Consider the following 24,763-nt stretch of genomic DNA (forward strand, 5'->3'; position numbering starts at 1 on the left):
CTTGCCGGCGAAAGGCCCGCAAAGCGGGCCCCGGTTCTGTGGCAAACTGTTCCCGTAAAAGGAGAACCCGATGCCCAGACCCCGCTGCGGGCGCTGTCAGCGCCCGCTCGACCACTGCCTCTGCCCGCTGATCCCCGCGCTCGACAGCCGCACCCGCGTCATCCTGCTGCAGCATCCCAGTGAAACCGCCCATGCACTGAACACTGCGCGCCTGGCTGCCCTTGGCCTGAACAATGCCGAGCTGCGGATCGGGGAAGTGTTCGATGACCTGGGTGAATTGCTGGCAACACCGGGTTACCGACCGGCCCTGCTGTTTCCGGGTGATGATGCTCAGGTGCTGAGGGGCTATGGCAAGGAAGATAACGAGCCGTTGCTGCTTATCGTGCCAGACGGCACCTGGCGCAAGGCGCGCAAGCTGCTGTACCTGAACCCGATACTGGAGGCCTTGCCACGGGTGACGCTGGGCGACGTGGCCCCTTCACGCTATCGCCTGCGCAAGGCGCCGGAAGCGGGCGCGCTGTCGACTATCGAGGCGGTGGCAGGAGCACTGAATACGCTGGAGCAACCGGCCTGCTTTGATGCACTGCTGGCACCGTTCGAGGCGTTGATCGAAGGGCAGATCAGGGCCATGGGTGTTGAGACATTCCAGCGCAACCATAACACCGAGCATGGCACCGAGTGAGGGCAGGGGGCCGCGAAGTGGCCCCGCGATCTAAATCCGATCAGCGCATCTCAGGCAGACGCGCCTCGGTGCGTACCTCGGAGGTAGCCAGCGCCTCTGGCGGCAGCGAGATGCGCTGCTTGCTCAGCAGCTCGCCCATGGTCGCCAGTACGCGGTAGCGCGAAAACTCTTCGGTATAACGCACTTCGGTGTAGCGCCGGTCGGCGTTGTACAGCTCGTTCTCACTGTCCAGCACGTCCAGCAGGGTACGCTGGCCCAGGCCGAACTGGTCCTGGTAGGCGGCACGCACGCGCTTGGTGGTCTCGGCGTATTCACGCGCGGTCGGCAACTGCTTGGTTGCGTTATTCATGGCGTTCCACGCCAGGCTCAGGTTCTCGGTCAGCTCGCGCAGGGCGTTGTTGCGGATGTCCAGGGCCTGGTTGATCTTGTGCGCGTCGGACTGCAGGCGCGCCTTGTCGCTGCCGCCACGGAACAGGTTGTAGTTCATCTCTACGCCGGCTTGCCAGTCGTTGTTGTTGTGGCCTTTCTCGCCGCCAGTGTTGTTATTGGCACCGGTGGCCAGAATGGCGTCGAAGCGTGGGTAGAAGGTCGACTTGGCGACTTCGTACTGCTGCTCGGCGGCATTCACGTCAGCCTGGGCAGACTTGATGTACGGGTTGTTCTGGCGCATGCCCTCGCGGGCTTCTTCGAGGTTGCCAGGCATTTGCACCTTGATCGACACCGGGTCTTCCAGTTCGTCAGGCATGCGGCCGACCACGCTGAAGAAGTTGGCCTCGGCGTCGGCCAGGTCTACTTCTGCGGTGTCCAGGTTGTTTTCCGCCAGAGCGCGACGTGCGCGGGACTGGTCGAGGTCGGCGGTGCTGCCGACGCCACGCTCGTTGCGCAGGCCGATCTGGTCGTTGACGCGCAGGTGGGCTTGCAGGTTGTTGCGGGCCAGGGTTACCAGCTCGCGGCGCTTGAGCACTTCGAGGTAGACCTCGGTGGCACGCAGTGCGACGTCCTGGGCCACTGCCTGGGTGTAATAAGCGCGGGATGTGGACACCGCCTCGGTGCGACCGACTTCGCTCGAGGTATTGAAACCATCGAAAATCATCTGCCGCAGGCGCAGCTCGGACTGCGTGTAGCTGAGGGTCTCTTTGTTATGGTTGCCCTGGGCGCGGGTGGTGGCGTTGTCGGAACGCTGGCGACCATAGCCCGCGACCAGGTCCACGGAAGGGTAGTAGCCACCACGCGCAAACTTCACATCCTCATCGGCCGACAGCTTGCTGTTGCGGTTGGAGCTGACTTGCGGGTGGTAGTCCACGGCGCTTTGGACGGCCTCGGTGATCGACATCGCCTGTACGTTGGCACTTGCCAGGGCCAACAGTAATGCACTGGTGATGGGGTTCAAAACGCGCATGGTACATCTCCCTGATCTGGAATTTATCCTGCTGCTCGCCAAAAAAATGACGATAAAAAGAATGCGTATAGTGTTGCAGGTTTTTAACAACACAGCTAAGTACATTCAACGCGATAGATAAGAAGATTTACTCATATCAAACTGCCATGTAAGACTTTTATTGTCTATCATCGCTCCGTTCACGGGCTGCAAATGCAACCGTCAAATGCCATGGAAACCAATGGATTCAAAGGTCTGAGGCGGTTCCAGAACTAATTCGGATAAAGAAGAGGGCGTTTAGGCGAAAGTGATATTTGGCGACAAAATATTGTCACTTTCGATTCGGCAGGGTTTTCTGCTTGAGGATATACAGGCTGACCAGCACAGCACTGGTCAACATGAACAGGCGCGCCCAGAACAGCGGCACCAGGTAACACGACAGGCCAATGCTGGCCCACATCAGGCCGATGGCGTAGACCTTGCCCTTGAGGGGGATGCCCTCGCCACTGAGGTAGTCGCGAATCCACGGCCCGAGCTTGGGGTGGTAGACCAGCCAGTGGTGAAAGCGCGGCGAGCTGCGGGCAAAACAGGCCGCCGCCAACAGCAGGAACGGGGTGGTGGGCAAAACCGGCAGGAATATCCCCAACACCCCCAGCGCGACGCTGAGCCAGCCGATGGCCAGCAGCAGGTAGCGCACAGGTGACTCAGTGGTGGCGTGGCTTGAGCAGTGCAGGCTTTTCGTCAGGGGCGTGCAGCAGCAGGAACAGCGCGGTCAGCGCCTCGGGGATCTGTACGATCATGTCGTCCTGCAGGTTGGCGTTGCTGGCGATGTCAGCGAACTCCGGCTGTTCGTCGAACAGGCCCGAGCCGACCATGATCGGCAGCAGCATTTCGCTGACTTCTTCTTCGTCGCGGTCGAACCAGGCTTCCTCGCGCAGGAACACACCTTCCATGAAGCCGATGCACCAGCCGCGCAGGTCAGAATCGTCCGGCTCATCGGTCAGGTCGAGTTCGCAAGGCAGGTCGAATTCTTCTTCGCTGGCCAGCTGACGAGCGATATGCGCCTTGAGCGCGACCAGGGTAGCTTCGATCTCGGTGCGCTGGGCTTCGCCGGCGTAATGCGGCTCTTCGGCGAACAGGGCATCGATCCATTCGCGCTCGGGCACGTCCTCGGCGTTGATCGACAGGGCGGTGAGGTAGCCGTGTGCGGCGACATAATCCAGCGCTTCTTCGTGCAGCTCGTCGGCGTCGAGGAAGGCTTGAAGGCGGGTCAGTTGCTCGGCGAAGGACATTACAGGGCTACCTTGGGGAATAAACGATAACGAATTCTAGCACCTTGCGGCGGCGCCGGGGCAAAGGAACGTCTATCGCGGTGGTGCCCTGCACGGTGCAGCGCTGCGGTATACTCCGCCATTTTTCACCGTGGGGCAGCTTCTACCAGCTGTCTGGTAAAAACCGCTTACGCATTCGGCGTGTGCGGGACGGTTTTTTCGTCCAGCCTGTATCCCGGATGGTACGGCGATTTGTGGAGTTGCACATGCTCGAACAGGCTCAGCGCGTTCTCAAGGACATCTTCGGCTACGACAGTTTCCGCGGGCGCCAGGCAGCGATCATCGAATGCGTGGCCAATGGCGGCGATGCCCTGGTGCTGATGCCCACCGGCGGCGGCAAGTCGCTGTGTTTCCAGGTGCCGGGGCTGCTGCGCCCGGGCCTGACGGTGGTGGTCTCGCCACTGATCGCGCTGATGGACGACCAGGTGGCCACCCTCGACGAACTGGGGGTGGCGGCGGCTGCGCTCAACTCCACGCTCACCGCCGAGCAGCAGCGCGAACTGGCCGGGCGCCTGCGCCGTGGCGAGGTGAAGATGCTGTACCTGGCACCGGAGCGCCTGGTGCAGCCGCGCATGCTCGACTTCCTGCGCGAGCTGGACATCTCGCTGTTCGCCATCGACGAAGCCCACTGCGTGTCGCAATGGGGCCACGATTTCCGTCCCGAGTACCTGCAGCTGGGCCAGTTGGCCGAGCTGTTCCCGCATGTACCGCGCATTGCACTGACCGCCACCGCCGACATGCGCACCCGCGAAGAAATCGTCCAGCGCCTGCACCTGCAAGGCGCCGAGCGGTTCCTGTCGAGCTTCGACCGGCCCAACATCTTCTACCGTATCGTGCCCAAGGAGGCGCCGCGCAAACAGCTGATGGCCTTCCTTGGCGAGCGCCGCGGCAATGCCGGCATTGTCTACTGCCTGTCACGCAAGAAGGTCGACGAAACTGCCGCGTTCCTCTGCGACCAGGGCTTCCCCGCGCTGCCGTATCACGCCGGCCTGGCTGCCGAAACGCGCTCGTCCAACCAGCACCGCTTCCTCAATGAGGAAGGCCTGATCATGGTCGCCACCATTGCCTTCGGCATGGGCATCGACAAGCCCAACGTGCGCTTCGTCGCCCACCTCGACCTGCCCAAGTCGCTCGAGGCCTATTACCAGGAAACCGGCCGTGCCGGCCGTGACGGCCTGCCTTCCGATGCCTGGATGGCCTACGGCCTGCAGGACATGGTGATGCTCAAGCAGATGCTGCAGAATTCCGAAGGTGACGAGCGCCACAAGCGCATCGAGCAGCACAAGCTCGACGCCATGCTGGCCCTGTGCGAAGAAACCCGTTGCCGTCGCCAGTCGCTGCTGGCCTATTTCGACGAAACCCTCGAGCAGCCTTGTGGGCACTGCGACAACTGCGTCGACAACGTGCAGACCTGGGATGCCACCGAGCCGGCCCGCCAGGCATTGTCGGCGGTGTTCCGCACCGGCCAGCGTTATGGCGTCGGCCACCTGGTCGATGTGCTGCTGGGCAAGGACACCGACAAAGTACGCAATTTCGGCCACGAGAAGCTGTCGGTATTCGGCGTTGGCAAGGGCATGGCCGAGGTCGAGTGGCGTTCGCTGTTCCGCCAGCTGGTGGCGCGCGGCCTGGTCGACATCGACCTCGAGGGTTACGGTGGCCTGCGCCTGTCCGACAGCTGCCGGCCACTGCTGCGCGGCGAGGTGACCTTGCAGTTGCGCCGCGACCTCAAGCCGCAGACCACCGCCAAGACCTCGTCGTCCAGCGGCGGCAGCCCGGCCAGCCAGCTGGTGCGGGCCGAAGAGCGCGAGCTGTGGGAAGCGTTGCGCACCCTGCGGCGCAAGCTGGCGGAAGAACACAGCGTACCGCCCTACGTCATCTTCCCCGACTCGACGCTACTGGAGATGCTGCGCAGCCAGCCGGTCAGCCTCAGCGACATGGCTCAGGTCAGCGGTGTGGGTGCGCGAAAGCTGGAGCGCTATGGCCAGGCGTTTCTCGAAGTGCTCAACAGCAGTGGCGGTACCGACGAGGCGCCGAAAGTGGTGCTCGACCTGCGCCACGAGCTGGTCAGCCTGGCCCGCGCCGGCATGACCCCGGCGCAGATCGCCGGGCAGCTCAACTGCAGTGAGAAAAACGTGTACAGCCTGCTGGCCGAAGCGCTGGGCCGTCAGGAGCTGAGCCTGGACCAGGCCCTGGACCTGCCGGAAGACCTGCTGGCGGAAGTGCAGGATGCCTTCCTCGATGGCGAAGGCGAGCTGCCGCCGGTGTCGGCCATTGCCCCGCTGTTCGGTGCGCGGGTGCCGGAGGGCGTGCTGTATTGCGTGCGCGCGGCGCTGGCGGCCGAGTTCGAGATGTAGCCGGTAGCAAGTTCGAGGGCAGAACCGCCATCTGCTGATCTTTGTCATGCTTTTTGACGATTATCGGGCAAACAACCGGCCCCGAGCCTTGCCTCGTGCGGCGGGGCATGGTTAGCTGCCTAATAATTAGATCCATTCGATGAGTTGCTATATGCCCCTGACCGACAACCAACACCGCTTTGGCATGCAGCTGGCCCAGATGTCTCGGGGTTGGCGCGCCGAGCTGGACCGCCGCCTGGCCGGGCTGAACCTGTCCCAGGCGCGCTGGCTGGTGTTGCTGCACCTGGCCCGTTTCGAAGAAGCGCCAACCCAGCGTGAACTGGCCCAGAGCGTTGGCGTCGAAGGCCCGACCCTGGCGCGCCTGCTCGACAGCCTGGAGGCACAGGGGCTGGTGCGTCGGCAGGCGGTGCTGGAAGATCGGCGGGCGAAGAAGATCCACCTGTGCCCACCGGCCAAGCCGCTGATCGAGCAGATCGAAACCATTGCCAATGAGCTGCGGCTGGAGCTGTTTACCGGCGTGGAAGAAGCCGACCTGCAGGTGTGCATGCGGGTGCATGCCAAGATCCTGGCCAACCTGGAGAAATCCTGAGGGCCATTGGGGCTGCAAGGCAGCCCCGGCAATTCAGAAGGTATGCCCCAGGTTCAGGTACACCGCATGCTCATGCGCACTGTTGGCCCCGTAGCTGAGGTTCAACGGCCCTAGTGGTGTTTCCAGGCCCAGGAAAACGCTCGCCGCATTGATGTACCCGCTGTCGAATTCGTTGTCGTTGTTCCACGCCCGTCCACGCTCCAGCGAGCCACCGATGTACAGCGGGAAGTCCAGCGGCACATAGGCCCGCGGCGTCAGGCGGCGATAGTAGACCACCCGCATCAGGCTCACGTTCTGCCCCGACAGCGAGTCCTGGCGGAAACCTGACAGCTCACGCGCCCCACCCATCACGAAGCTCGACGTCACCACTTCGGTGGCATCCAGCGTGCGCCCGTAGCGCCCGCCCAGCACGAAGGTATTCGGCCCGCTGCTGATGGCCTTGTCCAGGTTGAACAACCACTGCCGGTAGTCCTGGTCGGAGTCCAGTGACTTGTCGTACTTGCGCAGGGTCAGGCTGATGTCCTCGCCCCGGTGCGGGAAGTAGACATTGTCGAGCGTGTCGAACGAGTACTTCAACTCATAGAAGCCTTCGTTGAAACTGACCTTGGGCAGGTCCTGATCGCCGATGCGCACCTCGGCCTCGCCCCACGCCTTGCCCACGCCCAGGCGCACCTCGCCGCTGGTGCCGATCTGCCGGCCCACGTTAAGGCCGAAGCCATAGCGCTCCAGGCGGTACTCGGCGACCGGGTCGTTGTCCAGGGTGGCCTCGATGTTCTGCGAGCCGAAGTCCAGGTAGGGCGCGACGAAGTAGCGTGAGCCTACGTCCAGTGGTTGATAGAACTCGCTGTACAGCTCTTGCTGGTCACCGATCTGGCCCCGGGTCAGCCATTCGGCGCCCAGGCTGTTGATGCCGTTGACCCGGTAGCTGGCGCCCAGGTTGAAGGCGCTGTCGCCGCGCAGGTCGTCCGACAGGTTCAGGCCCAGGCGCAGGTAGTCGGTGCCGCCGCGTCGGCCGCGGGCGTTGATCACCAGGGTGTTGTCGTCACCCTTGTGCACCACGCGGTACTGCACGCGGTCGAAGTAGTCCAGACCGTACAGCGTGCCCATGTCGGTCTGCAGGCGGCCGAGTTCCAGCGGCGCATCGATCGGCTGGCGGATGTAAGAGCGGATGACATCATCGCTGACCTTGGAGTCGTTCTCGATCCTGATGGCGCTGATCACCGGCGTGCGCTGGCGCGGCGAGCGGGCTACGGCGAGGGTGCTGTCACCCTCGGGCTGGCGCAGTGCGGCCAGGCGCGGCTCGAGCAGGCGGGTGGCGCGGTAGCCGGCGTCGATCATGTCGCGGGCGCGGCCGAAATCGGTCACGCCGAAAGCACTCAGGGAGGGCTGGATGAGGATGTCGTCGCGGTGCAGGCTGGCCAGTTGCTCTTCCGAATTGCGCCGGGTCATCAGGGTGATCGACTGGTTCAGCACATCGACCACGGTCAGTAACTGCTTGCGGTCGCGCAGCGGGGTGCCGATGTCGACCACGATGGCCAGGTCCACGCCCATCTCGCGGGCCACGTCGACGGGGATGTTGTCGACCATGCCGCCATCCACCAGCAGGCGGCCGTCGAGTTCGACCGGGGCGAACACCGCCGGTATCGACATGCTGGCGCGGATCACCTGGGGCAGGTGGCCGCGGCGGAACACCACTTTTTCGCCACTGGCAATGTCGGTGGCCACTGCGCGGAAGGGGATGGGCAGCTTGTCGAAGTCACGGGTATCGGCGGTATGCGCCAGCTTGCTTTCCAGCAGCAGCGACAGGTTCTGGCCTTGGATTACCCCGAGTGGCAGGCCCAGGCTGCCGTCGTCACGGAAGCTGAGTTTCTGCTTGACCAGAAAATCGCGGTCATCCTGCTTGCGCCGGAACGGCACGTCCTTGCGCGGCGGGGCATCGGACAACGCCTGTTGCCAGTCGAGGGTGGTGGCCAGTTTTTCCAGCTCTTCGACACTGTAGCCCGAGGCGTACAGCCCGCCGATCACCGCGCCCATGCTGGTGCCGGCGATGGCGTCGATATGCACCCCCTGTTCCTCCAGTGCCTTGAGCACACCGATGTGGGCAAGGCCACGGGCGGCGCCCCCAGACAGCACCAGGCCTACCTTGGGCCTGGCCGGTTCAGCGGCAAATGCGGTCAGGGAGGCAAGGGCGAGTAGAAAACAGCACAGCAAACGGCGCATCGTGAGTCTCAAACCGTGGGCTAAAGGGCGCTAGTATAAGCGGCCCCTCACCAGGAGAATGGTCAGCATGGCCGACAGCAAGCCGGAAATTGTCATCACCTATTGCACCCAATGCCAGTGGCTGCTGCGCGCTGCATGGCTGGCCCAGGAACTGCTCAGCACCTTTGCCGACGACCTCGGCCGGGTGGCGCTGGAGCCTGGCACCGGCGGCATCTTCCGCATCACCTGCAACGGCGTGCAGATCTGGGAGCGCAAGGCTGACGCGGGTTTCCCCGAAGCCAAGGTGCTGAAGCAGCGCGTGCGCGACCAGATCGACCCACAGCGCGACCTGGGCCATAACGATCGCTGATCAGGCGCCCTCCGCCAGTGGCCGCGTCCTGGGTGGCTGTTCGGCGGCCAGGCGGCTGGACAGCACGATGGCAAAAATGATCAGCGCCCCACCCAGCAGCATGCGCACGGTGGGGGTCTCGGCGAACACCGCCCAGGCCACCGCGATGCCATAGACCGGCTCCATGCCGAACACCACGGCGGCGGTGCGCGCCTTGATCACTGCCAGGCTGGCGACGAACAAGCTGTGCGCCACGCCGGTGCAGAAGATGCCGAGCAAGGCGATCCACAGCCAGTCCATGGCTGCGACGTCAGCCAGGCCCGGGGCTGCGAACGGCAGCAGGCACAGGCCGACCACCAGGTTTTGCCACAGCGCTGCCTGAACCGCCGGCAAGCGTCCGGAGCCGGCGCGGTTGGTGAGCGACAGCAGCGAGAACAACAGCCCCGAGAGCAGCGCCCAGAGCAGGCCGCCGGTGGCCTCGCTGGCCAGGTCGAATGCCGGCGTGACCAGGATCAGGCCGATGCTCACCAGCACTACCAGCACGGCTTCGTTGCGGCGGATGCGTTCACGGAACAACACGCCTTCAAGGATCACGGTAAAGGCCGGGAAGCTGGCGAAGCCGAGGGTGGCGATGGCCACGCCGCCGACCTTTACCGCAATGAAGAAGCTGACCCAGTGGCCAGCCAGCAGCACACCGCCGAGCAGCAGGCGGCGGATGTCCTGGCCGCTCAGGCGTCGCCAGCCCGGGCCAGTAAGGCTGGCAAACAGTGCCAAGGCAAGTACGGCAAAAGCGGCGCGGCCGAAAACGATGATTGCCGGGCTGGCGCTGGCGGCCAGTTTGCCGAAGACGCCGGTGAGGCCGAAGAACAGCGCGCCAATGTGCAGGGCGCCCAGGGCAGTGCGGTGGTTCATGAAGGGTCCTTGCTGAAGATGTCTGCTGACTATACCGGCCTCTTCGCGGGCAAGCCCGCGAAGAGGCCGGCACAGGCAAGTGTAAAGGCTCGGCAAACCGTTCTGTCGCAAGACTGCTGACAGTCATCACTCGTCACCGTTTTGCCACGGCGCTGTCACACGCGCCTGCCAGTCTCCAGCAAACTGCGCCGGAGCCTGTCCATGACCCATGCCGAACTCTCCCGTCCCTCGCGCAAGCAACGCGTGCGTACCCTGTGGATCTCCGATGTGCACCTGGGCACCCGCGATTGCCAGGCGGAGCACCTGTCGCAGTTCCTCAAGGGCTACCAGGCCGACCGCGTCTACCTGGTCGGTGACATCATCGACGGCTGGAAGCTGCGCAGCGGTATCTACTGGCCGCAAGCGCACACCAACGTGATCCGCCGGCTGCTGACCATGAGCAAGCGCGGCACCGAGGTGATCTATGTCACCGGCAACCACGACGAATTCCTGCGCCGCTACTCCAGGCTGATGCTGGGCAACATCCAGCTGGTGGACGAGGCCGAACACCTCACTGCCGATGGCCGCCGCCTGCTGGTGATCCATGGCGACCAGTTTGATGTCATTACCCGCTACCACCGCTGGCTGGCGTTTCTCGGTGACCGCGCCTACGAGTTCACCCTGGTACTGAATCGCTGGCTCAACCACTGGCGTGCGCGTTACGGCTATGGCTACTGGTCGCTGTCGGCCTACCTGAAGCACAAGGTCAAGGGCGCGGTGAACTTCATCAGCGATTTCGAGGATGCCATCGCCCACGAGTGCACCCGGCGTGGTTTTCAGGGGGTGGTGTGTGGGCACATCCACCATGCCGAGATCCGCAAGGTGGGGGAGGTGGAATACCTCAATTGCGGCGATTGGGTGGAGTCGTGCACAGCGTTGATCGAGCACTGGGATGGCAGCATCGAGTTGTATCGGCTGGTGGACGCACAGGCGCGGCAGGTGCAGGCAGCGGCGGCCGAGCGGGAGCCGGCCTAGGGGCGGCCACGCTACAGGCGGATCTTGCCCAGCAGGATATCCCTGAACATGACGAAATCCCCGGCAAGGCTATAAAACGGGTAGGTAAAAGTGGCCGGCCGGTTCTTTTCGAAAAAGAAATGCCCGACCCAGGCAAAGCCGTAGCCGAACAGCGGTACGCCCAGCAGCAGCAACCACTTGCCACTGCCGATGGTATAGGCCAGCAGGGCGATCACCATGCTGGTGCCGACAAAGTGCAACCGGCGGCAGGTGGGGTTGCTGTGCTCCCCCAGGTAGTACGGATAGAACTCGGCAAAACTGCGAAACTGCGCTGTGCTGTTCATGGCTGTGCTCCGGGATTAATACTTCTGGACAAGATGCACGGCGTGGAGCCTGATTCGAGTCTAGAGTGACTGGCGGGGCCTACCAGTGACAATAGGCGCCAATTGAGTATCCTTGGGGTTCACCGCAGGAGCGGTCAGCATAAGAAGCCTGTCATGAGCGAAAGAACCACGTCAGCCAGCTGGGCATCAGGGATTGTGAAGGCACTCGAACTGGAAGGGCTGGACTGCCGGGCCATGTTCAAGCAGCTGGGCCTGGACTTCGCTGCCCTTGACGACCCCGACGCGCGTTTCCCCCAGGACTCCATGACCCGTCTCTGGCAGCTGGCAGTGGAGCTGTCGGGCAACGAGGCCATCGGCCTGAACATGGCGCGCGTGGTGCGCCCGGCGTCGTTCCATGTGGTGGGTTATGCATTGATGTCCAGCCGCACGCTGGCCGAGGGCTTCGAGCGCCTGGTGCGCTACCAGCGCATCATCGCCGAAAGCTCCGACCTCAGCTTCGTCCTCGGCGCCGAGGGCTATTCGCTGATCCTCACCGTGCACGGCGACCACTTGCCGCCGACCCGGCACAGTGCAGAAGCGTCGTTGGCCTGCGCCCTGGCGCTGTGCAAATGGCTCAGCGGCCGGCCGGTGCAGCCGCGACGGGTGCTGGTGCAAGGGCCGCAGCCAAAGAATGTGGAGCCGTACAAGGTGGCGTTCCATTCGCCGCTGGTGTTCGGCGCGGCGCACGATGCGCTGGTGTTCGAGCGGGCCGACATGGAGGCGCCGTTGCCGACTGCCAACGAGGCCATGGCGGTGCTGCACGACCGGTTTGCCGGGGAGTACCTGGCACGGTTTTCCGAAAGCCGCGTTACCCACCGCGTACGCCAGGTGCTGTGCCGCATCCTGCCGCAGGGCGAGCCCAAGCGCGAAACCCTGGCCCAGGCCTTGCACCTGTCGCAGCGCACCTTGCAGCGGCGCCTGCAGGAGGAGGGCACCAGCTTCCAGGCGCTGCTCGACGACACCCGCCGCGAACTGGCCGAACAGTATCTGGCCCAGCCCGGCATGACCTTGCTGGAAACCGCCTACCTGCTTGGTTTTGCCGACCCCAGCAACTTCTACCGGGCCTTCCGCCGCTGGTTCGATGCCACGCCCAGCGAATACCGCGCCCGTCTGGGCGCGGACAGCGAGCTACTCAGTGACGCCAGAACGCCGGCATACACAGCACCAGCACCGTGATGATTTCCAGGCGACCAAGCAGCATACCGCCGGCCAGGATCCACTTGGCTGCATCAGGCAGCGTGGCGTAGTTGCCAGACGGGCCGATCACTTCACCCAGCCCTGGGCCCACACCTGAAACCGTGCCGGCAGCACCGGTCAATGCGGTCATCCAGTCCACGCCAAGCAACGACAGCAGCAGCGCCATGACGCAAATGGTGATGGCAAAGAAAAACGAGAACGTCAGGATCGAGCGCACGATGTCTTCGTCGAGCCGGTGGCCGTTGTACTTCTGCTTGATCACCGCGCGCGGGTGGATCAGCTGGTTGAGGCTGGCCTTGAGCAGGATGTAGGCAACCTGGAAGCGGAAGATCTTGATCCCGCCTGCGGTCGAGCCGGAGCAGCCGCCAACGAAGCCCAGGTAGAAGAACAGCATCAGCGAGAAGTTGCCCCACAGGCTGTAGTCGCCCAAGGCGAAGCCGGTGGTGGTCACTACCGAGGTGACGTTCAGTGCCACATGGCGCAGGGCATCAAGCCAGTGCAGGTTGGTGCTGTACCAGTACCAGGTGCCGAGTACCAGCCAGGTGACCACCAGCATGCCCAGCAAGCCCTGCACCTGCTGGTCGCGGATCAGCGCCTTGCGGTTGCCGCGCAGGGTCGCCACGTAAAGGGTGAACGGCAGGCTGCCCATGATCATCACCACTACCGCGACCCAGTGCACGGCGGGGATATCCCACTTTGCCAGCGACTGGTCGGAGGTGGAGAAACCGCCCGTGGAGATCGCCGACATGGCGTGGTTGATCGCATCGAATGGGCTCATGCCGGCCCACCAGAAGGCCAGCGAACCGAAGATCGAAAAGCCGACGTACACCCCGACGATGGACTTGGCGACCATGTGCGAGCGCGGCATGACCTTTTCCGAGCGGTCAGACGATTCGGTCTGGAACAGGCGCATGCCACCGATGCGCAGCAGTGGCAGGATCGCCACGGCCATGGCGATGAAGCCGATACCGCCAAGCCAGTGCAGCATCGAGCGCCACATCAGGATGCCCGGCGACATGCTGTCGAGGCCGCTGAGCACGGTGGCGCCGGTGGCGGTGATGCCCGACATGCTTTCGAAGAAGGCGTCGGTATAGCTGATGTGCTGGGTAAGCAGGAACGGCAGGGCGGCGAACACACACACCACCAGCCAGCTGCAGACGGTCAGCAGGTACATGTCGCGCGGGCGCAGGTGTACATGCTCGGGTCGCCCCTGCACCACCAGGGCCAGGCCGGCGATAAAGGTGATCAGGCTCGACCACAGGAACGACGGCATGTCACCGGTGCGTTCGAAGATCACCAGGGTCGCCATCGGCACGGCCATGCTGACGGCGAGGGTGATCAGGAAGATGCCGATGATGAAACCAATGATCCTTAAGGTCGGCAACGCCATGTGATCTGCTCTGACTCGAAACGGAAGGGCGCCATTCTACCTATGGGTCTGGTGATGTAAACGCTAGAATGGCCGCACATTCAACTGCCAGGAGGGTAGCCGATGGAGGCTCTCGACGCATTGCTCAACCGTGTATCCGTGCCACGCCTGACCGAACCGGCGCCCAATGCCGCCCAGCGCGAGGCGCTGTTCCAGGCTGCCCTGCGGGCACCGGACCATGGCCAGCTGCGGCCGTGGCGTTTCCTCACCATCGAAGGCCAGGGCCGTGAAAAGCTGGGCGAGCTGTTCGCCGAAGCCGTGCAGCAAAAGGGCGATGCCAGCCAGGCTGCCCTGGACAAGGCGCGCGCGATGCCGCTGCGGGCGCCGTTGCTGATCGTGGTGGTTGCCAAGCTTCAGGATCACTTCAAGGTGCCCAAGTCCGAGCAGCGCCTGGCGGCCGGCTGTGCGGCGCACGGGATCCTGATTGCCGCGCATGCGCAGGGCATCGGGGCGGTATGGCGCACTGGCGACATGGCGTTCGATGCCCATGTGCACAAGGGCCTGGGGCTGAACGAGAACGAGGAGCTGATCGGTTACCTGTACGTTGGTACGCCGCTGAACGAACCGCGTACGGCGCCAGTGCTGGAGACTGCCGATTTCGTCAGTGGCTGGGGTGAGTAACGCAGCCTTGGCCTGAAGGCTTGATCAGGGCTGCCGGCCTCTTCGCGGGTGAATCGGATCGCCGCGAAGGGGCCGGGTGCCTTTACATCACATCAACTGCCGGTTGCTTCCGCCAGGGGCAACTCCAGCCTGGCCACAAACCCACCCTGTGGATGATTGTCCAGGACCAGGCTGCCGCCATGGCGCTCCGCCGCCTTGCGCGCGATCGCCAGCCCCAGCCCATGCCCCGGCGCGTCCTGCCCCGGCGCCCGGAAGAACGGCTCGCCAAGCTGCGCCAGATGCTCCACTGCCGCCCCCGGCCCATGGTCACGCACGCTCAACACGATCCGGTCCTGCTCGCGCACGGCGCTGACCTCGATCGGCTGGCCAACCGGGTTGAACCGCAGGGCATTGCGCAGCAGGTTGTCCACGGCACGCTCGATCAGGGTTGGCCAGCCCTGCAAGGTCAGCCCCGGCTGTGCTTCAAGGCGCACCTCCTGGTCCGGCGCACTGAGCAGAGCGTCCTTGCGCACACTCCCCAGCAACGCGTTGATGTCGACCGGTTCGGCATGGGCCTGTTCGGCATCCACCCGTGCCAGGGTGAGGATTTCGCTGATCAGGTCTTCCAGGCGGTCGCATTCGCGGGTCAGGCGCGGCCACAGGCTTTCCCGCTGCTCCGGCCCGGCACGCTCGGCCAGAGCCAGGGCGATACGCAGCCTGGCCAGTGGCGAGCGCAGCTCATGCGAAACGTCGCGCAGCAACTGGCGCTGGCTGCCAAGGGTGCTCTGCAGGCGCGCGCCCATCTTGTTGAAGTCCTTGGCCAACACGCCGAACTCGTCGCGCCGTGAGGCTAGCTGCGCCAGGCTGTTCTGCTGGTAGGTCGACTGGCCCAGGTCATGCACGGCGCCGCGCAGGCGGCTGAGCGGGCGGGTGATGGACAGGGTCACCAGCAGGCTGAACAAAGTCAGCACGACCAGGGCGATCCCCAGCGCACTGAGTGGCCACAGCAGGCTTTCGCGGTGCCAGGCATCCAGCGCCGGGTGGGGGATGCGGTAGATCAGCAGGTAGGTTTCGCCGGTGTCGGGGCTGGTGTATTCCTCGGTCAGCCGACGCCACGGCAAGCGTCGCTCGTCATTGTGCTGGCGCGCCTCGAACGCGGCCGCGCGGCGCGGGAAGGTGCCGGGCACCACGGCTTCCCCACTGTCGTCGAGCACCTGCACGTCGATCTTGTAGCGGTCTTTGCGCCGCTCCAGGAAGTGTTGTGCCGAATCCAGCCCTTCCTGTTCGTAGTGTCTGGCCCACTTGCTGGCCAGCGTATTCAGGCCAGGGTGGCGGCTGAGTATCCAGGCATCCTGGTTGAGCATGTGGCCCAGCAGGATCGACAGGCCTGCAACCAGGGTGATGGCCAGCCAGAAGCTGGCCAGGATGCGCCAGAACAGTGAACGCAAGTGCACCTCCTAAACGGGAAAAGCCCGGCGCGCACTGAGGCGGGCCGGGCATTGGGCGGACAGGTTACTGGGCCTTGTTGCCTTTTTCAGCTTTCCAGGCCTGGAACTCCTGCCATTCGGCTTTCTTGGCGGCGCGTTCCTTTTGCAGTTCGTCGAACTTCTTCTGCTGCTCAGGCTTGAGCAGGTTGCGTACAGCGCTGTCGGTCTTGGCGCGGCTTGCCTGCAGCTCGTCCTTCATGGCTTTCTGGTCGGCGGCCGGCAGCTTGGCCAGGTAGCGCTCGTTGATGTCGCGGCGCTGCTTCATCTGCTCGCCCATCAGCTTGCCGATCTGCTGGCGCTGGTCGCGGCTCAGGTCCAGCTGGTGGAAAGGCGCATCACCGCGGTGATGCGGGCCGTCGTGGCGCGGGCCGCCTTCTGGCATGGCCATGGCAACGGTCGGCAGGGCGGCGGCGAACATCAGGGCGATAAGGGTCTTGCGCATGGTGTCTCTCCTTTCATAGGCCGGTGATTACCGGATGAGCACAGTCTAGGGAGATCACCGTCAAGCGCAGTCAGGGAAGGGTAAAGGCTCGGTAAAGAATGGCCATGACCCGCAAACTACAGGCAGTAGTAATAGCCACGGCTACGCAGGGCGACGATGCGCGGACGGCCATCGGCGTGCGGGCCGATCTTCTTGCGCAGGTTGCTCACGTGCATGTCCAGGCTACGGTCGTACAGGGTCAGCTTGCGCCCAAGGCCGATTTGCGCCAGTTCCTGTTTGTCCAGCGGCTCGCCGGGCTGGCGCAGCAGGGCCTCCAGAATGCGGCTTTCGGACAGGGTCAGGGTCATCTCGCGGCCATCGATACTTGCCACGCCACGGGCGGGGCTGTACACCAGGTCGCCCAGTTCTACCTGGCTGGTGGTGGCGGTGGGGTGGCTGCGGCGCAATACCGCGCGCAGGCGAGCGGTGAGCTCACGCGGGTCGCAGGGTTTGGCCAGGTAGTCATCGGCGCCCAGCTCCAGGCCCAGAATACGGTCCAGCGGCTCGCCGCGGGCCGACAGCATCAGTACCGGCAGTTCGGCATGCTCGCTGCGCAGCTGCTTGAGCAGTTCCAGGCCACTGCCATCGGGCAGCATCACATCCAGCACCACTGCTGCAGGGGCATGCTCGGCCAAGGCTTGGCGTGCGCTTACGCCATCGTGACAGGCACGGACGGTAAACCCTTCCTGGGTCAGCCAGCTGCCGAGCAGCTCGCACAGTTCCTGGTCATCATCAATCAGTAACAGCTCGCTCATGACTCACTCAATTCAACCATTGACGGCGGCTATTCGGCCCGCCAGTGGCAAAGATACCGCAGACTGATGGCAACCGTATAACTGCCCGCACCGGTCAGCTTCTTCGCGGGCCCGGCCGCGAGAAGCCGATGCGGTCTCAGATCAAGGCAGCACTTGCTTGAACGGCTTGACCACGACCTTGTCGTACACGCCTGCAGCAATGTAAGGGTCGGCATCGGCCCAGGCCTGCGCCGCAGCCAGCGAATCGAACTCGGCAACGATCAGGCTGCCGCTGAAACCCGCTTCGCCCGGGTCGTTGCTGTCGATGGCCGGGTGTGGGCCGGCCAGCACCACACGGCCTTCGGCCTTCAGCTGCTGCAGGCGCTCGATATGCGCCGGGCGTGCGGCCAGGCGCTTTTCCAGGGAGTTTGCGACGTCGCTGGCGATAATGGCGTAGAGCATGTCAATCCTTGGGTTTGGAGGTAGAGGGGTCATCGTGCATGTGGCGCGACAGGTAAACGCCTTGCGCCACCAGGAAGATCACGGTCATGCCCAGGCTGCCGAACACCTTGAAGTCGACCCAGAATTCCTGAAAGGTGAAGGCGACGAACAGGTTGGCCGCACCGCAGAACAGGAAAAACGCGATCCAGGCCACGTTCAGGCGCGCCCAGATGGCATCGGGCAGGCTCAGGGCATGGCCCATGATGCGCTTGATCAGCACCCGGTCACCGATGAAGTGGCTGCCGGCAAAGGCCAGGGCGAACAGCCAGTTCACCACCGGCGCCTTCCACTTCAGGAAGGTTTCGCTGTGGAAGGTCAGGGTCAGGCCGCCGAACACCAGACAGGCCACCAAGGTCAGCCACTGGCCCTTTTCCAGCTTGCGCTGGCGCAGGAACAGCGCGCCGTAGACCACCAGCGAGCTGATGATCAGCATGGCCGTGGCACTGTAGATGCCGCCGAATTCGAAGCTGTGGCCAGCCACCTCCACAGGGCGCGGGTCGAGCTTGTAGACGATGAAGAACAGCAGCAGCGGGATGAAATCGATGAATTGTTTCACAATGGCAGCCAGAATCGGGATGTGACGGCATAATAACAAACATCGAATCCAGCGAAAGCGCTCCTCCATGAATGTTGATCTGCACTGTCACAGCACGGCCTCCGACGGCGCCCTGGCGCCCTCTGTACTGGTTGCCCGCGCCTTTGAACACGGGGTGCAGACGCTGGCCCTGACCGACCACGACACCCTCGAAGGCCTGCCTGAAGCGCGCCAGGCCTGCCGGGACGTGGGCATGCGCTGGGTCAGTGGCGTTGAACTGTCGTGCACCTGGGGTGGTGCAACCATCCACGTGCTGGGCTATGACTTCCCGCTCGACGCGCCGCCTTTGCTGGCAGCGATCGAGGCGTTGCACCGCGGCCGCTGGCTGCGCGCCGAAGAAATCGACAAACGGCTGGCGGCCAAAGGCATGCCCGGCGCGCTGGACGGCGCCCGCGCCGTGCAGCAGGAACTGGGCGACAGCGGCAACGCCCCGGCGCGCCCGCATTTTGCCGAGTACCTGGTGCGTGCCGGGCACGTCAAGGACCGCGGCGAAGCGTTTCGCAAGTGGCTGGGCGCCGGCAAGCTGGGCGACGTCAAGCAGCATTGGCCGACCCTCGACGAAACCGTTGCCACCCTGCGGCAGTCCAAAGCCTGGGTGAGCCTGGCGCACCCCATGCACTACGACCTGACCCGCAGCAAGCGCAGAAGGCTGATTGCCGACTATATTCAGGCAGGCGGGCAGGCACTTGAAGTGGTCAACGGAATGATGCCAGCCGAGCAGGTGGGCACGATGTCCATCCTCACCCGAGAGTTCGGCCTGCTGGCAAGCGCTGGCAGTGATTTCCACGGCCCCGGCACCTGGGGCGAGATAGGTGCCTACCGGCCCTTGCCCGAGGACCTGCCACCTCTGTGGCGCCGATTCAGCCATGAACAGCCTATGGCGGTATGAACAGGAAGACTACGTGAGCCAATTTTTCCAGATTCATGCGGAAAACCCGCAGGCGCGCCTGATCAAACAGGCCGTCGAGATCATCCGCAAGGGTGGCGTGGTGGTGTACCCGACCGATTCTGCCTATGCGCTCGGTTGCCAGATTGGCGACAAGGGCGCCATCGAGCGGGTTCGGCGCTTGCGCCAGCTTGACAAGCAGCACAACTTCACCCTGCTGTGTTGCGACTTGTCGCAAATGGGGCTGTTCGCCAAGATCGATACGTCCACCTTTCGCCTGCTCAAGGCGCATGTGCCTGGGCCTTATACGTTCATCCTCAACGCGACCCGGGAAGTGCCGCGCCTGCTGATGCACGAAAAGCGCCGCACCATCGGTCTGCGCGTACCGTCCAACCCGATTGTGCTGGCGCTGCTGGAAGAGTTGGGTGAACCGCTGATGAGCGTGAGCCTGATCCTGCCGCCCGAAGAAGAACCGATGACCGACCCGTACGAGATACGCCAGCGCCTGGAGCACCATGTCGACCTGATCATCGATGGCGGTTACGGCGACCTCAAGGCATCGACCATCATTGACCTGACCGGCGATGAGCCTGCGCTGATCCGCGAAGGCTGCGGCGATCCCTCGCCGTTCCTGGTCAGCGCGTGACCCAGGTGGACGCGCCCGAGGCACCGGCCGAACAGGCCGACCTGCCTCGGCAGCTGCAATTGGCGCTGGTCTACGGCGAAGCCCTGACCGAGCTGCCACTGGACCTGTACATCCCGCCAGACGCCCTGGAAGTCATCCTCGAAGCCTTCGAAGGCCCGCTGGACCTGTTGCTGTACCTGATCCGCAAGCAGAACATCGACATCCTCGACATCCCGGTGGCGGAGATCACCCGTCAGTACATGGGCTACGTGGAACTGATGAAGAGCGTGCGCCTGGAGCTGGCCGCCGAGTACCTGGTGATGGCGGCCATGCTCGCCGAGATCAAGTCGCGCATGCTGCTGCCGCGCTCGGCCGACGTCGAGGAGGAGGAGGGCGACCCGCGCGCCGAACTGATCCGCCGCCTGCAGGAGTACGAGCGTTTCAAGGCCGCTGCCGAAGGCATCGACGAGCTACCGCGGCTTGGTCGTGAGGTCGTGGTGCCACGGCTGGAAGCGCCGCAGGCCAAGGTTCGCAAGTTGTTGCCCCAGGTCAGCCTGGAAGAGCTGCTGATGTCCATGAGCGAGGTGATGCGCCGCAATGACCTGTTCGAGAGCCACCAGATCAGCCGCGAGACCTTGTCTACCCGCGAGCGCATGAGCCAGGTGCTGGAACGGCTCAAGGGTGGCGCCTTTGTCCCGTTCGTCGAGCTGTTTTCCGCGGAGGAAGGCAAGCTGGGCGTGGTGGTGACCTTCATGGCGATTCTCGAGCTGGTCAAGGAATCGCTGATTGAACTGCTGCAGAATGAACCTTTCGCCGCCATTCACGTGCGGCTTCGCCCGGCGCTTGTTGAAGAACCTGATGAACCTGAATGAACCCCGCGACCTGGCGTCGCTGATCGAAGCCTTTCTGCTGGCTTCGGGCAAGCCGCAATCACTGGAGCGTCTGTACGAACTGCTTGAAGAGGCCGAACGGCCAGAGCCCAGGGTGTTCAAGCAGGCCCTGGAGGTGCTGGGCAAGTCGTGCAGTGGCCGCGCCTTCGAGCTCAAGGAGGTAGCCAGCGGCTACCGCCTGCAGATTCGCGAGGATTATGCCCCCTGGGTCGGTCGCCTGTGGGAGGAGCGCCCACAGCGCTATTCGCGTGCGCTGCTCGAAACCCTGGCGTTGATCGCCTACCGTCAGCCCATCACCCGTGGCGAGATCGAGGACGTGCGCGGCGTGGCGGTAAACAGCAATATCATCAGGACCATGATGGAGCGCGAGTGGATTCGCGTGGTTGGCTACCGTGAAGTGCCCGGCCGGCCGGCAATGTTCGCCACTACCAAGGCGTTTCTCGACCATTTCAACCTGAAGAGCCTGGAAGACCTGCCGGCTTTGGCCGACCTGCGGGAAATGGAACCTGAGCCGTTGCTGGACCCGGATGATGCGCCGGTGCCGGCACACCTGCAGGCGTTGGCCGATGCCAGCCTTGGTGAAGACGAAGAGCCTGCAGAGCCGAAGGATGAGACCAGTTTCCGCAGCTTGCTGGTGGAGCTGGATGCCATGGAGGAAGGGCTGAAGACCGACTTTGATGATTTGCGGGAAGAGGAGCCTGTGGTGTCGGTGGAAGAACAGGGCAAGGTACAGCCCTGACTCTGCAGTTGCCTGCACCGGCCCTATCGCCGGCAAGCCAGCTCCCACAGGGATCGCACCACTCTCAGGACCTGTGATCTCCATGTGGGAGCTGGCTTGCCGGCGATAGGGCCGGCAGTGCCTCCACATCACCATCTGGCAGAAACCCCTGCCAATGCCCACAAAACCCTCTACGCTCCAGTGCGTTCACCCGCCGAACCGCGTATGATGCGCGGCCTTTTGGCGCATTCGTCGCCAGAAACCTGTTTTCATTCCTACACCGGGAGGTGCCCAGATGAGTGAGCAAAACCTGCAAGATACCGAGATCACCCCTCCATCCGGCGAAAAGCTGCAGAAAGTGCTGGCGCGCATTGGCGTCGGTTCACGCCGTGACGTCGAGGCCTGGATCAGCCAGGGCCGCATCAAGGTCAATGGCGTTGCTGCTACCCTCGGCCAGCGCGTCGACCTGCACGACGCCATTGCCGTGGACGGCAAGCTGATCAAGCGCGAGGAGGCCGCCGAGGCCACCCGCCGGGTGATCATGTACAACAAGCCCGATGGCGAAATCTGCACCCGTGACGACCCGGAAGGCCGCCCGACCGTGTTCGACCGCTTGCCACGGCCAAAAGAAGGCCGCTGGATCAACATCGGTCGCCTCGACATCAACACCACCGGCCTGCTGCTGTTCACCACCGACGGTGAACTGGCCAACCGCCTGATGCACCCGTCCTACGAGATGGACCGTGAGTACGCGGTACGTGTGCGGGGTGAGGTCGACGACGAAATGATCGAGCGCCTGAAAGCCGGCGTAATGCTGGAAGACGGTCCGGCCAAGTTCACCGACATCCAGAAGGCACCGGGTGGCGAAGGCTTCAACCACTGGTACCACTGCGTGGTGATGGAAGGCCGTAACCGTGAAGTACGTCGCCTGTGGGAATCCCAGGGCATGGTGGTCAGCCGCCTGAAGCGCGTGCGTTTCGGCCCGGTATTCCTCAACTCCGACCTGCCGATGGGCCGCTGGCGCGAAATGAGCCAGGGCGAAATCGACATCCTTGCCGCCGAGGTTGGCCTGCAGCCGGTAGCGCTGCCGACCCTGAACCTCAAGGCCAAGGACAAGATGGAGCGCCTGCAGCGCAAATCGTCCCGTCCGCTGGGCCGTGGCGAGCGCGTGCGCAGCCTGCGCCCTGCCCAGGAAGGTGCCGCTGCTGGCGAGCGCCCAGCGCGTCAGCCGCGTGAAGAAGCCCCGCGCAAGGGCAGCCGTGGCAGCGCCGTGGCAGAACGCCCGAGCGATATGCGCAAGCGTCCGGCCAAGCCTGACGGCGCCAAGCCGGCCGGCCGTGGTCGCGGCAAGCCGCGTGGCTGATCAGCCTTTGCGATAGAGAAAACCAGCCTTCGGGCTGGTTTTTTTATGCCTGTTGAGAACCCGGAGCTGCAAAGCAGCCCTAACATACTGAAGCAAAAGAATTTTTTCGGACGACTGGCAAGTTCCCGAACCACGCTGTAAAGAAATCTATACAAACCTGAGCCATTTCACTTCGCGTTTCAGAAGATGCCCAATCCTGTAAACAAACCTTGCCGCTACGCCTGCCCCAAACCCGCCGCGCGGCCCTTGCCCACCCTTGCCCAAACCCCCGTACCACGGTGTTATAGCCGCCATTGCCCCGTGCAAGAGCCCGTCCACAGAGCCTGGCTGACAAAACAACAAATGGAGGCGCCATGTACGCCGATCACTCCGCCTTTCAAGGCCCATACCACAGGATCGCTGCGTTTTTTCCCAAGGAAACGATGCAACGCGTTGACGCCTGCGCGTTTGCAGGGGTATACAGTGCGCCGCGTTTTACCTGTGACTCCTTTGCGTACCGCGCACTCTTGATCACGCCCGGCTGATCCGCTTCGGCGGCAACCGAGGTCAAGAAACCCAAGGTAACCACCTTGCCCATTCCGCTGCGCCACGAGCGCGGTGGGTCCGATTCCGTCACAGATAAAAACAATGCAGGTGACTTCGTTCATGAGTGGACAAAACATGCATTCAGGCGAGCTGAAGCGGGGCCTGAAGAACCGTCACATCCAATTGATCGCCCTCGGCGGTGCAATTGGTACCGGCCTGTTCCTCGGTTCGGCAGGCGTGATGAAATCCGCCGGCCCGTCAATGATCCTTGGCTACGCCATCTGCGGCTTCATCGCCTTCATGATCATGCGCCAGCTTGGCGAAATGATCGTCGAAGAGCCGGTGGCCGGCTCGTTCAGCCACTTCGCCCACACCTACTGGGGTGGTTTCGCCGGCTTCCTGTCGGGCTGGAACTGCTGGGTGCTGTACATCCTGGTGGGCATGTCGGAGCTTTCGGCGGTCGGCAAGTATGTTCACTACTGGTGGCCGGAGATCCCCACCTGGGTCACGGCGGCGGCGTTCTTCCTGCTGATCAACGCCATCAACCTGATGAACGTGAAGTTTTTCGGTGAGGCCGAATTCTGGTTTGCCATCATCAAGGTCGTGGCCATTGTCAGCATGATCGGCCTGGGTGCCTACCTGCTCACCAGTGGCAGCGGTGGCCCTGACGCCTCGATCACCAACCTGTGGTCGCACGGTGGCTTCTTCCCGCATGGCGTCAGCGGGCTGGTCATGGCCCTGGCGTTCATCATGTTCTCCTTTGGTGGCCTGGAAATGCTCGGTTTCACCGCTGCCGAGGCCGACAAGCCGAGAACCGTGATCCCCAAGGCCATCAATCAGGTTATCTACCGCATCCTGATCTTCTATGTCGGCGCTTTGGTGGTGCTGCTGTCGCTGACGCCGTGGGACACCCTGGTCGCCAGTATCGACGCTTCGGGTGGCAGCTATGGCAGCAGCCCGTTCGTGCAGGTGTTCTCGCTGCTGGGCAGTGACGTTGCCGCCAACCTGCTCAACTTCGTGGTACTGACTGCGGCGCTGTCGGTGTACAACAGCGGTACCTATTGCAACGCCCGCATGCTGCTGGGCATGGCTGAGCAGGGTGATGCCCCGGCGTCGCTGGCCAAGGTCGACAAGCGCGGCGTGCCGGTGCGTTCGATTCTGGTGTCGGCTGCGGTTACCTTGGTTGCCGTGCTGCTCAACTACCTGATGCCGCAAAACGCCCTGGAACTGCTGATGTCGCTGGTGGTGGCCACCTTGGTGATCAACTGGGCGATGATCAGCTACTCGCACCTGAAGTTCCGCCAGCATCTGGACCGCACCGGCCAGAAGCCGCTGTTCAAGGCGCTGTGGTACCCGTACGGCAATTATGTCGTGCTGGCCTTCGTGGTGCTGATCCTTGGCATCATGCTGATGATCCCGGGTATCCAGGTTTCCGTGTATGCAATCCCGGTGTGGCTGTTTGCGATGTTCGTGATCTACATGGTCAAACCGCGACGCAGTGCGGCTGCCGCTAGCGTGGCCAAATAAGCCGCTGTAGCTGACCACCCAACCCGAAGCCAGGT

At 63.5% G+C, this 24,763-nt stretch carries 25 protein-coding genes; 13 read left to right on the plus strand and 12 right to left on the minus strand.

Translation table 11 applies throughout. From position 1 onward, the window contains the following. The first annotated feature begins 70 nt into the window (after positions 1-70). The gene (locus AC5O5R_RS07140; protein ID WP_172285761.1) at positions 71-682 is read left to right on the plus strand and encodes a tRNA-uridine aminocarboxypropyltransferase; all 612 of its coding nucleotides are present in this window, start codon (positions 71-73) and stop codon (positions 680-682) included. Positions 683-722: 40 nt separating this feature from the next. Here the strand turns inward: AC5O5R_RS07140 and AC5O5R_RS07145 are convergent, their stop codons facing one another. The 3 genes from AC5O5R_RS07145 to AC5O5R_RS07155 all read right to left on the minus strand — a co-directional run bounded on the left by AC5O5R_RS07145 (position 723) and on the right by AC5O5R_RS07155 (position 3,352). Continuing rightward, on the minus strand, positions 723-2,081 hold the full coding sequence (locus AC5O5R_RS07145; RefSeq protein ID WP_172226684.1) for a TolC family outer membrane protein: 1,359 nt from the start codon (positions 2,079-2,081) through the stop codon (positions 723-725). Positions 2,082-2,391: 310 nt separating this feature from the next. Next, a complete protein-coding gene (locus tag AC5O5R_RS07150) occupies positions 2,392-2,757 on the minus strand; it encodes a YbaN family protein (RefSeq protein ID WP_494515130.1) in 366 nt (121 codons plus the stop codon). Positions 2,758-2,764: 7 nt separating this feature from the next. After that, positions 2,765-3,352 carry a YecA/YgfB family protein gene (locus AC5O5R_RS07155; RefSeq protein ID WP_172230447.1) on the minus strand — a complete coding sequence of 196 codons (588 nt, stop codon included), beginning with the start codon at positions 3,350-3,352 and terminating at the stop codon, positions 2,765-2,767. Positions 3,353-3,597: 245 nt separating this feature from the next. Between AC5O5R_RS07155 and recQ the strand changes: the two genes are divergently transcribed. Then, the gene (gene recQ, locus AC5O5R_RS07160; protein ID WP_494515131.1) at positions 3,598-5,745 is read left to right on the plus strand and encodes a DNA helicase RecQ; all 2,148 of its coding nucleotides are present in this window, start codon (positions 3,598-3,600) and stop codon (positions 5,743-5,745) included. Positions 5,746-5,896: 151 nt separating this feature from the next. Further along, positions 5,897-6,334: a MarR family transcriptional regulator gene (locus AC5O5R_RS07165; RefSeq protein WP_172230453.1), complete on the plus strand. Its 438-nt coding sequence runs from the start codon at positions 5,897-5,899 to the stop codon at positions 6,332-6,334. Between the two features lie 33 nt (positions 6,335-6,367). On the opposite strand, the gene AC5O5R_RS07170 is transcribed toward AC5O5R_RS07165, so the two are convergent. Beyond that, entirely contained in the window at positions 6,368-8,554 is a 2,187-nt protein-coding gene (locus tag AC5O5R_RS07170) for a patatin-like phospholipase family protein (protein ID WP_172285758.1), read from the minus strand. A 67-nt stretch (positions 8,555-8,621) separates the two neighbouring features. On the opposite strand from AC5O5R_RS07170, the gene AC5O5R_RS07175 reads away from it, so the two are divergent. Continuing rightward, positions 8,622-8,903 (plus strand): Rdx family protein, encoded by a 282-nt coding sequence (locus AC5O5R_RS07175; RefSeq protein ID WP_172285757.1) that lies wholly within the window; start codon positions 8,622-8,624, stop codon positions 8,901-8,903. On the opposite strand, the gene AC5O5R_RS07180 is transcribed toward AC5O5R_RS07175, so the two are convergent. After that, positions 8,904-9,794: a DMT family transporter gene (locus AC5O5R_RS07180; RefSeq protein ID WP_494515132.1), complete on the minus strand. Its 891-nt coding sequence runs from the start codon at positions 9,792-9,794 to the stop codon at positions 8,904-8,906. It lies immediately after the preceding gene. Between the two features lie 201 nt (positions 9,795-9,995). Between AC5O5R_RS07180 and AC5O5R_RS07185 the strand changes: the two genes are divergently transcribed. Continuing rightward, a complete protein-coding gene (locus AC5O5R_RS07185) occupies positions 9,996-10,808 on the plus strand; it encodes a UDP-2,3-diacylglucosamine diphosphatase (protein ID WP_494512246.1) in 813 nt (270 codons plus the stop codon). An 11-nt stretch (positions 10,809-10,819) separates the two neighbouring features. On the opposite strand, the gene AC5O5R_RS07190 is transcribed toward AC5O5R_RS07185, so the two are convergent. Further along, positions 10,820-11,131 (minus strand): Mpo1-like protein, encoded by a 312-nt coding sequence (locus tag AC5O5R_RS07190; RefSeq protein WP_494515133.1) that lies wholly within the window; start codon positions 11,129-11,131, stop codon positions 10,820-10,822. 153 nt (positions 11,132-11,284) lie between these two features. Here AC5O5R_RS07190 and AC5O5R_RS07195 point away from each other — a divergent pair, with 153 nt between their 5' ends. Beyond that, a complete protein-coding gene (locus tag AC5O5R_RS07195) occupies positions 11,285-12,346 on the plus strand; it encodes an AraC family transcriptional regulator (RefSeq protein WP_172222638.1) in 1,062 nt (353 codons plus the stop codon). On the opposite strand, the gene AC5O5R_RS07200 is transcribed toward AC5O5R_RS07195, so the two are convergent. Continuing rightward, positions 12,303-13,757 (minus strand): TrkH family potassium uptake protein, encoded by a 1,455-nt coding sequence (locus AC5O5R_RS07200; protein WP_172222639.1) that lies wholly within the window; start codon positions 13,755-13,757, stop codon positions 12,303-12,305. The two genes, AC5O5R_RS07195 and AC5O5R_RS07200, sit on opposite strands and share 44 nt — an antisense overlap. Positions 13,758-13,859: 102 nt before the next feature. Between AC5O5R_RS07200 and AC5O5R_RS07205 the strand changes: the two genes are divergently transcribed. Then, the gene (locus tag AC5O5R_RS07205) at positions 13,860-14,417 is read left to right on the plus strand and encodes an NAD(P)H nitroreductase (protein WP_172222640.1); all 558 of its coding nucleotides are present in this window, start codon (positions 13,860-13,862) and stop codon (positions 14,415-14,417) included. A 92-nt stretch (positions 14,418-14,509) separates the two neighbouring features. Here AC5O5R_RS07205 and AC5O5R_RS07210 read toward each other — a convergent pair whose 3' ends face one another. From AC5O5R_RS07210 to AC5O5R_RS07230, 5 genes are all read right to left on the minus strand, one after another. After that, positions 14,510-15,850, minus strand: a complete 1,341-nt coding sequence (locus AC5O5R_RS07210) for a sensor histidine kinase (RefSeq protein ID WP_172222641.1) — start codon at positions 15,848-15,850, stop codon at positions 14,510-14,512. A 58-nt stretch (positions 15,851-15,908) separates the two neighbouring features. After that, on the minus strand, positions 15,909-16,325 hold the full coding sequence (locus AC5O5R_RS07215; protein ID WP_172222642.1) for a Spy/CpxP family protein refolding chaperone: 417 nt from the start codon (positions 16,323-16,325) through the stop codon (positions 15,909-15,911). 116 nt (positions 16,326-16,441) lie between these two features. Beyond that, positions 16,442-17,119, minus strand: a complete 678-nt coding sequence (locus AC5O5R_RS07220; RefSeq protein ID WP_172287002.1) for a response regulator transcription factor — start codon at positions 17,117-17,119, stop codon at positions 16,442-16,444. A gap of 141 nt (positions 17,120-17,260) precedes the next feature. Beyond that, positions 17,261-17,560: a YciI family protein gene (locus tag AC5O5R_RS07225; RefSeq protein WP_015271283.1), complete on the minus strand. Its 300-nt coding sequence runs from the start codon at positions 17,558-17,560 to the stop codon at positions 17,261-17,263. 1 nt (position 17,561) lies between these two features. Beyond that, positions 17,562-18,155: a septation protein A gene (locus AC5O5R_RS07230; RefSeq protein WP_372242420.1), complete on the minus strand. Its 594-nt coding sequence runs from the start codon at positions 18,153-18,155 to the stop codon at positions 17,562-17,564. A 67-nt stretch (positions 18,156-18,222) separates the two neighbouring features. On the opposite strand from AC5O5R_RS07230, the gene AC5O5R_RS07235 reads away from it, so the two are divergent. From AC5O5R_RS07235 to AC5O5R_RS07260, 6 genes are all read left to right on the plus strand, one after another. Continuing rightward, on the plus strand, positions 18,223-19,083 hold the full coding sequence (locus tag AC5O5R_RS07235; RefSeq protein ID WP_172222648.1) for a PHP domain-containing protein: 861 nt from the start codon (positions 18,223-18,225) through the stop codon (positions 19,081-19,083). Positions 19,084-19,096: 13 nt separating this feature from the next. Next, positions 19,097-19,726, plus strand: coding sequence for an L-threonylcarbamoyladenylate synthase (locus AC5O5R_RS07240; protein ID WP_172222650.1), 630 nt, complete (start codon positions 19,097-19,099; stop codon positions 19,724-19,726). Further along, positions 19,723-20,577: a segregation and condensation protein A gene (locus AC5O5R_RS07245; protein WP_494515134.1), complete on the plus strand. Its 855-nt coding sequence runs from the start codon at positions 19,723-19,725 to the stop codon at positions 20,575-20,577. The genes AC5O5R_RS07240 and AC5O5R_RS07245 overlap by 4 nt, the downstream gene beginning before the upstream one ends. Further along, a complete protein-coding gene (gene scpB, locus AC5O5R_RS07250) occupies positions 20,564-21,334 on the plus strand; it encodes an SMC-Scp complex subunit ScpB (protein ID WP_172287003.1) in 771 nt (256 codons plus the stop codon). Before AC5O5R_RS07245 ends, scpB begins: the two co-directional genes overlap by 14 nt. 274 nt (positions 21,335-21,608) lie before the next feature. Next, positions 21,609-22,676, plus strand: a complete 1,068-nt coding sequence (gene rluB / locus AC5O5R_RS07255) for a 23S rRNA pseudouridine(2605) synthase RluB (RefSeq protein WP_172222655.1) — start codon at positions 21,609-21,611, stop codon at positions 22,674-22,676. A gap of 645 nt (positions 22,677-23,321) precedes the next feature. Further along, positions 23,322-24,728, plus strand: coding sequence for an amino acid permease (locus AC5O5R_RS07260; RefSeq protein WP_494515135.1), 1,407 nt, complete (start codon positions 23,322-23,324; stop codon positions 24,726-24,728). Positions 24,729-24,763: the final 35 nt, after the last annotated feature.

Source organism: Pseudomonas sp. 8_5_2 (assembly GCF_059295255.1).